Raw genomic sequence first — 13,326 nt, 5'->3', positions numbered from 1 at the left:
GGGGGGGCGATCATCGCGGTCCGGTCACGACACTGGAACTTTCCTTGACGCCCGTCACGATGCCTTCTAGTTTCCCTGTGACTTGAGCCACTACAGACATCGATGTCTGGTCTCGCAGTCCGACGGGTCCGCCCGTCGTCGAGAAGGGGATCCCATGAAGCACCGCACCCGACCAGCGCTGGCTCTCGTCGGCTGCGTCGCCCTCCTGGCGGCCTGCAGCACCGAGGCCCCCGAGGCGAGCGGCGGAGGAGGTGGCGGTGACGAGGTCCGCACCGGCAACGGCGTCACCGACGACACCATCAACGTCGGGATCCTGACCGACCTCTCCGGGCCCTTCGCGGTGAGCGCGCCGCTGCACGTGTCCCAGATCCGCGCCTACTGGGACCAGGTGAACGCCGACGGCGGGGTCTGCGGACGCAACGTCGAGGTCGAGGTGCAGGACCACCAGTACGACCCGCAGCGGGCGGTCGGCCTGTACCGCAGCATGGCGCCCGACGTGGCCGCCCTGCAGCAGGTGCTCGGCTCCCCGGTCGTCGCGGCGCTGCTGCCCCTGGCCCAGGAGGACGACCTCTACGTCGGGGGGATGGGCTGGTCCAGCGTCGTCCTCGACTACCCGAACGCGCACATCCCGGGCACCACCTACAGCGTCGAGAGCGCCAACGGGATCGACTACCTCGTCGACGAGCTGGGCCTCTCCGAGGGCGACAGGGTCGGCGTCGTCTACTTCGAGGGCGACCTCGGGGGCGACTCGCTCGCCGGTGCCGAGTACGCGGCCGAGCAGCGCGGTCTGGAGATCGTGCCGCAGCAGATCACCCCGGCCGACACCGACCTCTCCGCCCAGGCCTCGGCGCTGAGAGAGGCCGGGGTCTCCGCCGTCATCCTCGGCGCCGCGCCGGCCCAGCTGGCCTCCCTCGCCGCGGTCCTCGCCTCGCAGGGGCTCGACGTCCCGCTGCTGGGCAACTCGCCGACCTACAACCCGTCCCTCCTGGACGGGCCGGCCGGTCCCGCGCTGCTGGACAACTTCTACTTCCTGAGCAGCATCGCGCCCTACAGCGCCGACGAGCCGGGGGTGCAGGAGGCCGTCGAGCTGCACCAGGCGGCGGGCGGCGACACCCCGCCCGGCTGGGAGATCCCGGCCGGGTCCGCCGAGGCCATGCTGCTGCGCACCGCGATCGAGAACGCCTGCGAGGCCGGCGACCTGACGCCCGCCGGCATCGTCGCCGGCATCCGCGAGATCACCGACCTGGAGACCGGCGGCATCCTCCCGGCGCCGCTGGACTACTCGGAGGAGGGCCAGCCCCCGATGCGCTCGGTGTACCTGCTCCGGGCCGACGCCGACGTCGAAGGCGGCCTGCGCATGGAGGACACGCTGCTCGGCCCCAGCGCCGAGAGCTACACCTTCGACTGAGTCCGCCACCTGGTGCCGGGCGTCCGGGGCTCTCCGCCCCGGGCGCCCGGCACCAGGTCCGCCCGCTGTCCGTGGGGTGCGCTCCTCGTCCGGCGGCCCCCGTCGCCCGGCGACGTCCTGACTCCGTCCCGTTGGAAGAGGTCCCGTGCCCGACCCCCTGCTGATCGTCGATGACCTCGCGGTCACCTACGGCGGCGCCGTCCAGGCGCTGCGCGGCGTCTCGCTGCACGTGGACGCCGGCTCCGTGGTCGCCGTCCTCGGCAGCAACGGTGCCGGCAAGACCACCCTGCTGCGCGCGGTGTCCCGCTCGCTCGGCTCGGTGGGGGGCGCCGTCACCGCGGGCCGGGTCCGGTTCGACGGCGAGGACCTCGTCAAGCGGGACTCGTCGTGGGTGGTGCGCGCCGGCCTGGTGCAGGTGCCGGAGGGGCGCCGGGTCTTCCGCAACCTCACCGTCGAGGAGAACCTGCAGGCCGGTGGGTACACCGTGCGCGACGCCCGGGCCCGCCAGGAGGCCCACGACCGGGTGTTCGAGCTCTTCCCCATCCTGGCCGAGCGCCGGTCCCAGCGCGGCGGCCTGCTCTCCGGGGGCGAGCAGCAGATGCTCGCCATGGGCCGCGCGCTGATGACCTCACCACGGCTGCTGCTGCTCGACGAGCCGTCCCTCGGGCTGGCCCCGCAGCTGGTGGAGCAGATCGGCGACATCATCACCCAGATCCACGCCCAGGGGACGTCGGTGCTGCTGATCGAGCAGAACGCCGCGATGGGCCTGCGGGTCGCCGACCGCGCGTACGTGCTGGAGACCGGCGCCGTCGCCACCTCGGGGCCGGCCGCCGAGCTCGCCGCCACCGACGAGATCCGCACCCGCTACCTGGGCGTGGCCGACGCGCCACCCACCGACGACGGGCACCGCGTCCCGGCGGTCCCCGTCCCGGCGGCGCCCGTCGCGGCCCGCGACGACGGGCCGCCGGCCGCCCAGCGGCTGACCATCGAGCAGCTGACCGTCCGCTTCGGCGGGATCACCGCGCTGTCCGAGGTCTCCTTCACGGTCGAACCCGGCACCGTCCACGCACTGATCGGCCCCAACGGCGCGGGCAAGTCCACCTGCCTCAACGTCCTGGGCGGCGCGTACCAGGCCACCAGCGGCACCGTCCACTACGGCGACGTCGAGGTGACCAGCACCGCTGCGCACCGGCTCGCCGGCCACGGGGTGGCCCGGACCTTCCAGAACATCTCCCTCGCGCTGGAGCAGACCGTCGAGGACAACCTCCTCGTCGGCCGGCACCACCTGATGCGCTCGGGCACCCCGTCGGACGCGCTGCGCCTGCGGCGGACGCGGCGGGAGGAGGAGCAGCACCGCGAGTCGGTGCGGCGCACGGCCGAGCTGCTGGGCATCGAGGGCCTGCTGCAGCGGGAGGTGCACACCCTGTCCTACGGCGACCGCAAGCGCGTGGAGCTGGGCCGGGCGCTCGCCTCGGAACCCCGGCTGCTGCTGCTCGACGAACCGGTGGCCGGGATGACCCACGGCGAGTCCTCCGACATGGCGGCGGTGATCAGGGCCGTTCAGCAGGAGCTGGGGCTGTCGGTCCTGCTCGTCGAGCACGACATGCCCTTCGTGATGGGGCTGGCAGAGCGCATCACGGTCCTCGACTTCGGCAAGCGCATCGCCGACGGGCCGCCGCACGAGGTGCAGCGGGACCCGGACGTGCTGCGCGCGTACCTCGGAACGGCGGCGGCATGAGCTACCTGCTCACCCAACTCGCCAACGGCATCTCCTACGGGCTGATCCTGGGCCTGATCGCCGTCGGCTTCGTCATCGTCTTCACCTCCACGGGCGTGCTCAACTTCGCCCACGGCTCGGTGCTGCTCACCGGCGCCTACCTGGTCGCCGTGCTGCAGGAGCCGATCGGCTTCTGGCCGGCGGTCGTGGTGGCGCTGGCCGCCGCGGCCCTGCTCGCGGTCCTCATCAACGCCGTCCTGGTGCGCAATCTCGCCGAGGCCGACCCCGGGACGGCGGCGATCCTGACCCTCGCCGTCGAGGTGCTGCTGCTCACCGAGCTGACCCGGCGGATCGGCAACCGGGTGCTCACCAACGGTGCCCCCTGGGGCGCCGACGTGGTCACGATCGGCCCGGTCAGCCTGCCGACCAGCCGCGCCCTGGCCGCGGGGTTCGCGGTGGTCGCCTTCGCGCTGCTGTGGTTCCTCTTCGCCCGCACCCGCGCCGGGGTCGCCATGCGCGCGGCGGCCGCCGACGGCGACACCGCCTCGCTGATGGGCATCCGGCTCTCCCGCACCGGCGCCACCGGCTGGGCCCTGGCCGGCGGGCTGGCCGCGCTGGCCGGCATCTTCCTGACGTCCTTCCCTGCGCCGGGGGTGGCCCCCGGGGTGGCGCTCAGCGCGCTGGCCGCCATCCCGGCCTGGGTCCTCGGCGGCTTCGACTCGGTGGTCGGGGCGATCGTCGGTGGCCTGGTCATCGGGATCTCGGTCGCCCTGGTGGTCGGCTACGCGTCCGACCTGTCCTTCCTGGGCCGGGGGCTGGGCGAGGTCATCCCCTACGTGGTGATGATCGCCGTGCTGCTGGTCCGGCCGCAGGGGATCTTCGGTCGCGCGGAGGCCGTCCGTGTCTGACCTGGTGCGCCGCGTCCCGGCGCTGCTGGCCGTGCTCGCGGCCCTGGCCCTCCCGTTCGTCCTCACCGACTTCTGGCTGCAGACCGGGCTGTTCGTCATGGCCGCGGTGGTCGCCGCCATCGGCCTGACCCTGCTGGTCGGCATCGCCGGCCAGCTGTCGCTGGGGCACGCCGCGTTCGCCGCGATCGGTGCCTACACCTACGCCCTGGCGGCCGGCCCGACCGACGGGGCCGCCGCCGGCCTGGGGCTGCCCCCCGTCCTCGCGCTGGTGCTGGCCGGCCTCGCGGCGGCCCTGGTGGGCGCGCTGTTCAGCCCCATCTCGGGGCGGCTGCGCGGCATCTACCTCGGCCTGGCCACCCTCGGGCTGGTGTTCCTGGCCCGGCACGTGCTGCTCAACGCCGAGCACCTCACCGGGGGCTTCAACGGCCGGAGCGTGGCCGCCCTCGCCGTCCCCGGGTTCAGCTTCAGCAACAGCGACCCCGACTACCTGGCCGTCGCCGGCGTGGAGTTCGGCGGGCTGCACCGGCTCTGGTACGTCTTCCTCCTCGTGACCGCGCTGGCGGCGTGGCTCGGGCACAACCTGCGGTCCAGCCGCACCGGCCGGGCGTGGGCGAACGTCCGGGACAGCGAGACGGCCGCCGCGGCGATGGGCATCCACGTGGCCCGGGTCAAGGCCACCGCGTTCGTGGTGTCCTCGGCCTACGCCGGGATCGGTGGCGCCCTGCTGGCGCTGGCCTACGGCCGGATCGCGCCCGACCTCTTCCAGTTCCAGCTGTCCATCGACTTCCTGATCATGATCGTGCTGGGTGGCCTCGGGACGATCGCCGGCGCCGCCATCGGTGCGGTGTTCGTCGTGATGCTGCCGCTGGTCCTGGTGGAGTACGGCTCGGACCTGCCGTTCCTGGCGCTGCCGGGGTCCGGCGGCGTCGACGCCGGCACCCTGGCCCGGTTCCTCTACGCCGGCGCGATCATCGCGGTGCTGCTGTTCCTGCGCGGGGGCCTGATGGGCGGTCTGCGCCGGCTGCGCCACCGCGGCGGGCCGGCGGAACCCGGCACGCCCGAGGGCACGCCCGGGCCGTCGGGCGGCAGCGCCGACGCGCCCGCCACCGAGCCGGCCGACGCGCGGCCGGCCGTCCCCACCCGGCCCGAGACGCCCTGAGGCGCCCGCGCCTCAGGGCGCGGGGATCCGGCCGTCGGTCAGCGCGGCCAGCCGGGGCAGGTCGCGGGCCCGCAGGACCGGCAGCCGCACCTCGCGGCCGGCGGTGGTCACCAGCCACAGCGCGCGGTCCTCGGCCACCCGCACCCCGGCCAGCTCGGCCCAGGTGACCAGTCGCCGGCCCACCAGTGACCGGGCGGTCATCCCGTCCGGGCCGACGTCGACGCCGACCCGGAGCACCCACGCGGCGAGCACCAGCGGGACCACCAGCAGGAGCAGCAGCCACGGCGTGGCGGCGGCCAGCGGCAGCACGCCGACGGCCAGCAGGCCCACCGGCAGCAGCGCCGTCCGGCTCATCCGCATCCGAGCTGTCCTCACGCCGGCCGATGCTCCCAGAGCCCGGTCAGCCCGCGGAGAGCCGGGCCAGCCGGTCGGCCGCGTCGGTGCCCGGCGCGGCGGTGTAGACCACCAGGTGCACCCCGGGGGCGTCGGCGGGGGTGAGCTGGTGGTGCTCCAGGACCAGCTCACCGACCTCGGGATGGGCGAAGCGGCGCTCGCCGGAGGTGAACCGGTCGACGTCGTGGCTGGCCCAGCCGGCCCGGAAGTGCTCGCTGGCCGCCTCCAGCCGGGCCACCAGGCGCACCACGGCCGGGTCGTGCAGCCGCCCGCCCACCTCGGCCCGGAACTGGGTGAGGAAGCGCCGGCTGTCGGTGGTCCAGTCGGCGAGCAGGCCGCGCACCCGGGGGTCGGTGAAGACCAGCCACAGCAGGTTGCGGTCGCCCTCCTCGGCGTCGGCCGCCCCGGGGTAGAAGCGCGCGTAGGCGCGGTTCCAGCCGACGATCGACCAGTCGGGGGTGATCGCGTAGGCGGGGGAGGGGCCCAGCGCGTCCAGCAGCCGCTGCAGGTGCGACGGCAGCCCGCCGGCGGTGCCGGACGGGACGGCGGCGGGGTGCCCGGCCAGCCGCAGCACGTACTCGTGCTCGGCCGCCGACATCTGCAGGGTGCGGGCGACCGCGTCGACCACCTGGCGGGAGGGGCGGATGTCCCGGCCCTGCTCCAGCCACGTGTACCAGGTGTGGCTCACCCCGGCGAGCAACGCCACCTCCTCCCGGCGCAGCCCCGGGGTGCGGCGCGCGCCGGCGCCGGGCAGGCCGACGGCGGCCGGGTCGACCTGGCGGCGGCGGGACCGCAGGAAGGCGGCGAGCTCCTCGCGCGGGGTGCCGGGCACGGCGGGCTCCTCCGGTCGGGCACTGCAGGGTGGGGGCGCTGGGTGGTGGTGCTGGGTGGGGGCGCTGGGTGGTGGTGCTGGTACCAGCATCCCCTGCGTCTGGGGGAGTCCGGCGGACGCGCCTAACATCCCCGGCGTGACCACCGTGGAAGACCGTTCCGAGCAGCCGACCGCCGGCCAGCCCGCCATCGACATCAAGCCGCGCAGCCGGGCGGTGACCGACGGGGACGCCAAGGCCCCGGCCCGGGCGATGCTGCGCGCGGTGGGCATGGGCGACGACGACTTCGCCAAGCCGCAGATCGGCGTCGCCTCCTCGTGGAACGAGATCACCCCCTGCAACCTCTCCCTGGACCGGCTGGCCAAGAGCGCCAAGGAGGGGGTGCACGCCGCCGGCGGGTTCCCGCTGGAGTTCGGCACCATCTCGGTCTCCGACGGCATCTCCATGGGCCACGAGGGCATGCGCGCCTCGCTGGTGTCCCGCGAGGTGATCGCCGACTCGGTGGAGACGGTCATGTTCGCCGAGCGGCTGGACGGCTCGGTGCTGCTGGCCGGCTGCGACAAGTCGCTGCCGGGCATGCTGATGGCCGCCGCCCGGCTGGACCTGGCCAGCGTGTTCCTCTACTCCGGCTCCACCCTGCCCGGGAAGCTGGGGGACAAGGACCTCACGATCATCGACGTCTTCGAGGGCGTCGGCGCCTGCGCGCGGGGGCTGATCACCCGCGAGGAGCTGACCGCGATCGAGAAGGCCGCCTGCCCCGGCCAGGGCTCCTGCGGCGGCATGTACACCGCCAACACGATGGCCAGCGTCGCCGAGGCGCTGGGCATGAGCCTGCCCGGCAGCGCCGCCCCGCCGGCGCCGGACCGCCGCCGCGACGACTACGCGGTCAAGTCCGGCGAGGCCGTGGTCGAGCTGCTCCGCAAGGGCATCACCGCGCGGCAGATCATGACCCGCGAGGCCTTCGAGAACGCGATCACCGTCGTCATGGCGCTGGGCGGCTCCACCAACGCCGTCCTGCACCTGATGGCCATCGCCTACGAGGCGCAGGTCGAGCTGACCCTCGACGACTTCAACCGGATCGGCGACCGCACCCCGCACCTGGCCGACGTGAAGCCCTTCGGCCGGTTCGTGATGACCGACGTCGACCGGGTCGGCGGCGTCCCGGTCGTGCTGCGGGCGCTGCTGGACGCCGGCCTGCTGCACGGCGACACGCTCACCGTCACCGGGAAGACGATGGCGGAGAACCTCGCCGAGCTCTCCCCGCCGGACCCCGACGGCGCGATCATCCACGCGATGAGCGAGCCGATCCACCGCACCGGTGGCCTGACCATCCTGCGCGGGTCGCTGGCCCCCGACGGCGCGGTGGTGAAGTCCGCCGGGTTCGACGCCGACGTGTTCGAGGGCACCGCCCGGGTCTTCGACGGCGAGCAGGGCGCGATGGACGCCGTCACCGAGGGTTCGCTGCAGGCCGGCGACGTGGTGGTCATCCGCTATGAGGGCCCGCGGGGCGGTCCGGGCATGCGCGAGATGCTCGCGGTGACCGGTGCGATCAAGGGCGCGGGGTTGGGCAAGGACGTCCTGCTCCTCACCGACGGCCGCTTCTCCGGGGGCACCACCGGCCTGTGCGTCGGGCACATCGCGCCCGAGGCCACCGACGGCGGCCCGATCGCGTTCGTGCGGGACGGCGACCCGATCCGGCTGGACCTGGCCAACCGCACGCTGGAACTGCTGGTCGACGACGCCGAGCTGGCTCGCCGCCAGGAGGGCTGGGCCCCGCCCGCCCCCCGGTACACCACCGGCGTGCTCGGCAAGTACGCCAAGCTCGTCGGTTCGGCCGCACAGGGAGCCGTCTGCGGCTGACCGCGGCCGCCCCCAAGGGGTGAGCCCGCCCGGTAGAGCGTTCGGCCGGGCGGGTCCGGGGCCGACAGTCCTGGTGTGGACTCCAGGCGCCGGCGCGCACCCGGCTGGTGGCTGCCGGCTGCCCCGGCGCTGACCGGGCGGGCCGCCGGGCTGCTGCTGGGTGCGGTCATCGCCGTGGTCGCCCTCGCTCTCCTCACCGGTCTCCTGGCACCGCGCCCGGCCGGCGCGGTCCTGCTCGGCTGCCTGGCGCTGGGCCTGCTGCGCCGGCAGCTGGCCGCCCGTGACCGGCCCCGGGCGATCGCCCGGCTGCTGCGTTCGGAGTCGTTCGCCCGGTCCCTGGTGCACGCCGGCAGCGACGCGGCGCTCGTCCTCGACGGCGCGCTGCGGATCGCCTGGGCCGCCCCCGGGCTGGCGGCGACGCCGACCGGCGGCCCGCTCACCGGTCGCCTGCTCACCGACGTGGTCCACCCGGACGACGCGGCGACGGTGGCCTCCTGGCTGACCGGCCCGGCGGCCGACTCCGGGGGGCCACCCGGGTTGTGCACCTTCCGGCTGCCCGCGCCCGAGGCGGGCTGGCGGGTGCTGGAGGCCGGGGTCAGCGACCTGCGCGCCGACGCCGAGGTGCGTGCCCTGGTGCTGCACTGCCGGGACGTGACCGCGCGGCTGGACCGGGAGCAGGAGCTCAGCTCGCTGGCCTTCACCGACCCGGTCACCGGGCTGCCCAACCGGGCCGCCCAGCAGGTGGCCCTGGCGCAGCTGCTCGGTCGGACGGGCTCCACGGGGCCGGCCGACGAGGTCGCCCTGGTGATCATCGAGGTGCTCGGGCTGCGGGAGGCCGGCGAACAGGCCGGCCGGGACGTCGTGGACATCGCCGTCGCCGAGGTGGCCCGCCGGCTGCGGGCCACGGTGCGCACCGAGGACCAGGTGGCCCGGGTCGCCGCCGAGTGCTTCGGGGTGCTCGCGCACGGCACCGGCGACGAGCCCGACCGGCTCGCCGCACGGTGCCTGGCCGTCATCGAGGCACCGATCGTCACCGACGCCGGCCTGGTCGACCTCACCGCCGCGGTCGGCGTGGTGCCGCTGCCGCCGGGGCTCACCGCCCGCCAGGCCAGCGACCGGGCCGAACTCGCCGTGCTCGACGCCTGTGCCACCGGCCCGGGCTCGGTGCGCCGCTACCGCCCGGAGCTGACCGCCGCGCGGGACCGCCGGGACCAGCTGCGCCGCGACCTGGTCGGCGCCCGCGAGCGGGGTGAGCTCACGCTCGTCTGGCAGCCCATCGTGGCGCTGGCCGACCACCGGGTCACCGGGGTGGAGGCGCTGCTGCGCTGGCGGCACCCGGTGCACGGGGAGGTGCAGCCCGAGGAGTTCCTGCCGGTCGCCGAGCGGGCCGGTCTGCTGGTCGAGCTGCAGCGCTGGCTGCTGCGCTCGGCCACCGCCGGCGTGCAGCAGCTGCCGCAGCACGGCCCGGCGCCGTTCCGGCTCGGGGTCAACGTCTCCGCCGCCCACCTCGCCGCCGGCACGCTGGTGGCCGACGTCACGGCGGCGCTGGCCGGCAGCGGGCTGGCGCCCGGGCGGCTCGTGGTGGAGATCCCCGAGGCGGCCCTGGAGGGCCCGCGGGTGATCGACGACGTGACCGCGCTGCGGCTGATGGGGGTGCACCTGGCCCTGGACGACTTCGGCAGCGGCCGATCCGTCCTGCCGCGGCTGGGCCGGCTCCCGGTCGACGTGATCAAGCTCGACCGGGCGCTGCTGGCCGCCGTCGACCGGGACGCCTACACCCGGGTGGTCTGCGAGTCCGTCGTCGGCCTGGGGGCGTCGCTGGGCATCGACGTGGTCGCCGAGGGCGTGGAGACCACCAGCCAGCTGGCGGTCCTGGAGGGCATCGGCTGCGGCTACGCGCAGGGCTTCCTGCTCGCCCGGCCGGTCTCGCTCAGCGCGCTCGCGGAGCTGCTGGACGCCGGTGCGGGCCGGCTGTGGCCCGGTCTCGTCGGGCGGGCGGTGTGACCGCGCTCCCGGCCCCTGCCGCCACCCCCCGGTGGCGCCGGGGCGTCTCGCTGCCGCCGGCGGGGGAGTGGCCGCGCACGGCGGTGCTCGTGCTGCTGGCCGTCGTCGCCGGCGGTCTCGGGGTGCTCGCCGCGCTGGGCCCCGGGCGCTCCGCGCACGCCGGCCCGCTGGTGCTCGGCCTGACCACCCTGGCGGTGGGGGCGCTGGTGCACCGGCACAGCCGCCGCCCCGGCACCGGCTCCGCCGACGTCTGGCGCTCCGTCGCGGGGATCGCCGCGCTGCTGGGGCTGGGGCAGCTGGTCCGCGGGGTGACCGGCGCGGGGATCAACCCGACGTCCGCCGGCCCGGGCGACCTGGCCCTGGCCGCGACGGCGCCGCTGGCGCTGCTGCTGTGCCTCCGGCTGGTCCGTTCCACGGGCAGCCGGCTGCGGGCGCAGGTGGCGCTGGACGCCGCCGTGGCGCTGGTCGCGCTCGGCGTGCTCGTCGAGGTGCTGCTGCCGGCGGCCATGGGCCCGGGCGCCGACGGTGGCGACCGGCTGCTGACCGCCGGCTACCCGGCGGCCAGCGCGGTGCTGCTGGCGGCCGGGCTGGTCGGCTTCGCGGCCGTCGGCCCGGTCCGGCGTGCCGCCGCCGGCTGGCTCCTGCTCGGGCTGGGTGCGCTGGCCCTGGGCATGGTCGGTGGATCGCTCGCCGCCGTGCACCCCGCGCCCGGCTGGGACGTGCTGACCGCCACCAGCCACCTGGGCCTGCTCGCGGCCACGACCCTGGCGCTCGACGGCGATCCCGGGCCGGACGCCGACGAGGGCGCCGACCCGGTGGCCACGCCGCTGGTCGGGGTGCTGGTCAGCTACTGCCTGGTCTTCGGCGTGGTGCTGCTGCTGCTCGCCGGCTGGACCGTCGGGCGGCCGATCAGCGTGCTGGAGGCGCTGGCCACCGGGCTGCTGCTGGCCGCCACCCTGGCCCGGACGCTGCTCTGGGCCGCCGACGCCAGCCGGCTCACCCGCCAGGTGCTGCGCGCCGAGGCATACTTCCGCACGCTGGTGCACAGCGCCGCGGACATCACCATCGTGCTGGACCAGCGCGGCGCCATCACCTGGGCCTCCGGCGCCGGCCGGGGCCCGGCGGCCTGGGCGGCGCGGGACCTGGAGGGCCGGCCGCTGCTGGACTTCGTCCACCCCGACGACCGCGGCGAGCTGGTCCGGGTGCTGACGGCCGCGGACCTCGAGGAGTCCCGCGGCCGCACCTTCCGGCTGCGCACCCGCGACGGCGGCTGGCGGCCGTTCGAGTCGGTCCGGGTCATCCCGTCCGAGGCGCTGCACGCCGCCCCCGAGGCCGCCCCCCGCGGGGCGGCCCGGGGCGCCAACGGCCTGGTGCTGCACCTGCGCGACGTCGACACCCGGCGCGCCGGCGAGCTGGAGCTCGAGCGGCTGGCCTACACCGACTACCTGACCGGGCTGCCCAACCGGGCCCGCCTGATGGCGGCCCTGGCCGGGGCCCGCAGCCGCGCCGCGGAGGGCGAGGCCAGCTGCCTGCTGCTGCTGGACCTCGACGGGTTCAAGGCGGTCAACGACATCGCCGGGCACGAGGCGGGCGACCTGCTGCTGGTCGAGGTCGCCGAGCGGCTGCGGGCGACCGTCCGCGACCGGGACCTGGTGGGCCGGCTCGGCGGGGACGAGTTCGCGGTGGTGGTGCGGGCCGGGTTGACCGAGGCGACGGCGCTGGCCGGCCGGGTCCTCACCGAGCTCGCCGGGGTGCACCGGTCGGTGCCCACGCCCGGCGCGGACCCGGACCTGGTCTTCGACGTCTCCTGCAGCATCGGGGTGACCACGCTCGACCCGGCCGACGAGGTGCCGGTGACCATCCGCCACGCCGACCTGGCGCTGCGCGCGGCCAAGGCCGCCGGCAAGGGCTGCGTGCGCCGCCACGGGGAGGCGGCCGACAGCGCGACCGGACGGCGCACCCGGCTGGCCCGGGACCTGCCCGACGCGCTGTCCCGCGGTGACCTGCGGCTGGAGTACCAGCCGGTCGTGGGCACGGAGGAGCGTCGGGTGCTCGGCCTGGAGGCGCTGCTGCGCTGGGACCACCCGGTGCTCGGTGAGGTCCCGCCCGCGGAGTTCGTCCCGCTGGCCGAGGACGACGGGCTGATCGTCCCGCTCCAGCGCTGGGTGCTGGACCAGGCGACCGCGGAGCTCGCCGGGCTGCTGCGGCAGGGGCGCGACCTGCAGCTGGGCGTGAACATCAGCGTCCGGCACCTGCAGTCGGGCAGCCTGGTCCCCGACGTCGCCGCGGCGCTGGCCCGCGCCGGGCTGCCCCCGCACCGGCTGATGCTGGAGGTCACCGAGTCGCTGTTCCTCGGCCAGCCCGACCGGGCCGACGGCGACCTGCAGACGCTGCACGACATGGGCTGCGTCATCTCCCTCGACGACTTCGGCCGCGGGTACTCGACCTTCGCCCACCTGGCCCGGTTGCCGGTCGACGTGCTCAAGATGGACCGCGAGTTCCTGGCCGGCATCGAGACCGACGAGCGCAGCGCCGCCCTCGTGCACAGCATCATCGAGCTGGGCCGGCGGCTGTCGATCGACGTCGTCGCCGAGGGGGTGGAGACGCCGGGGGAGCTGGCCGCGCTGCAGGCGCTGGGCTGCCGGTACCTGCAGGGTCACCTCCTCGGCCGGCCCACCGGGCCCGACCGGCTGGCCGCGGTGATCGACTCGTTCGACGCCGGCCTCCTCGACGGCCAGGCGCCGGCGGTGGCCGGCGGGTCGGTGGCGGGCTGACCCGCCGTCCCACGTTCACCGGCCGGCCTGTCCACTGGGTGGGACGTGGCTGTTGACGCCCGGGCCGGAGGGGCGCACAGTGGTGCCGTGCCCCGCACTCGTCTGCTCCGTGCTCCTGGTCTCGTAGCGATCCGCTAGCGCGCCGGTCCCTCCCGACCGACGCGCCACCCCTCCGTGCCACGGCACGAGGGGTTTTTTGTTGGCCGGGCACCGCTCGGCCGGACCATCGAGCGACCCGCCGCAGCACCCCACCCGCCCAGGGAGATCGTCGAA

The 13,326-nt window shown here is 75.7% G+C and carries 9 protein-coding genes; 7 read left to right on the top strand and 2 right to left on the bottom strand.

What is annotated here, in order from left to right; genetic code table 11:
- The first annotated feature begins 154 nt into the window (after window positions 1–154).
- The 4 genes from ACI79U_RS19290 (at window position 155) to ACI79U_RS19275 (ending at window position 5,192) form a co-directional block, all read left to right on the top strand.
- Window positions 155–1,408, top strand: coding sequence for an ABC transporter substrate-binding protein (locus ACI79U_RS19290; protein WP_457071436.1), 1,254 nt, complete (start codon window positions 155–157; stop codon window positions 1,406–1,408).
- A 145-nt stretch (window positions 1,409–1,553) separates the two neighbouring features.
- Window positions 1,554–3,146, top strand: a complete 1,593-nt coding sequence (locus tag ACI79U_RS19285) for an ATP-binding cassette domain-containing protein (RefSeq protein ID WP_457071434.1) — start codon at window positions 1,554–1,556, stop codon at window positions 3,144–3,146.
- Complete coding sequence (locus ACI79U_RS19280) at window positions 3,143–4,033, top strand: branched-chain amino acid ABC transporter permease (protein ID WP_457071432.1); 891 nt, start codon at window positions 3,143–3,145, stop codon at window positions 4,031–4,033. Before ACI79U_RS19285 ends, ACI79U_RS19280 begins: the two co-directional genes overlap by 4 nt.
- Window positions 4,026–5,192 (top strand): branched-chain amino acid ABC transporter permease, encoded by a 1,167-nt coding sequence (locus tag ACI79U_RS19275; RefSeq protein ID WP_457071430.1) that lies wholly within the window; start codon window positions 4,026–4,028, stop codon window positions 5,190–5,192. The genes ACI79U_RS19280 and ACI79U_RS19275 overlap by 8 nt, the downstream gene beginning before the upstream one ends.
- Window positions 5,193–5,204: 12 nt before the next feature.
- Here ACI79U_RS19275 and ACI79U_RS19270 read toward each other — a convergent pair whose 3' ends face one another.
- Window positions 5,205–5,567, bottom strand: coding sequence for a PH domain-containing protein (locus ACI79U_RS19270; RefSeq protein ID WP_457071427.1), 363 nt, complete (start codon window positions 5,565–5,567; stop codon window positions 5,205–5,207).
- A 25-nt stretch (window positions 5,568–5,592) separates the two neighbouring features.
- A complete protein-coding gene (locus tag ACI79U_RS19265) occupies window positions 5,593–6,417 on the bottom strand; it encodes a helix-turn-helix transcriptional regulator (RefSeq protein ID WP_457071425.1) in 825 nt (274 codons plus the stop codon).
- Between the two features lie 136 nt (window positions 6,418–6,553).
- Here ACI79U_RS19265 and ilvD point away from each other — a divergent pair, with 136 nt between their 5' ends.
- The 3 genes from ilvD (at window position 6,554) to ACI79U_RS19250 (ending at window position 13,053) form a co-directional block, all read left to right on the top strand.
- Window positions 6,554–8,275, top strand: a complete 1,722-nt coding sequence (gene ilvD / locus ACI79U_RS19260; protein WP_457071423.1) for a dihydroxy-acid dehydratase — start codon at window positions 6,554–6,556, stop codon at window positions 8,273–8,275.
- A gap of 75 nt (window positions 8,276–8,350) precedes the next feature.
- Entirely contained in the window at window positions 8,351–10,279 is a 1,929-nt protein-coding gene (locus ACI79U_RS19255; protein ID WP_457071421.1) for a putative bifunctional diguanylate cyclase/phosphodiesterase, read from the top strand.
- A complete protein-coding gene (locus ACI79U_RS19250) occupies window positions 10,276–13,053 on the top strand; it encodes a putative bifunctional diguanylate cyclase/phosphodiesterase (protein ID WP_457071418.1) in 2,778 nt (925 codons plus the stop codon). The genes ACI79U_RS19255 and ACI79U_RS19250 overlap by 4 nt, the downstream gene beginning before the upstream one ends.
- Window positions 13,054–13,326 lie beyond the last annotated feature (273 nt).

The organism is Modestobacter sp. SYSU DS0904, from assembly GCF_054051115.1.
The sequence above is the reverse complement of the archived record's forward strand: the minus strand, read 5'-3'. Positions and strand labels throughout refer to the sequence as shown.

Bases quoted from the DNA above. Each gene is read 5' to 3' on its own strand.
- ACI79U_RS19290 (WP_457071436.1), top strand. From the start codon at position 155: ATGAAGCACCGCACCCGACCAGCGCTGGCTCTCGTCGGCTGCGTCGCC.
- ACI79U_RS19280 (WP_457071432.1), top strand. From the start codon at position 3,143: ATGAGCTACCTGCTCACCCAACTCGCCAACGGCATCTCCTACGGGCTG.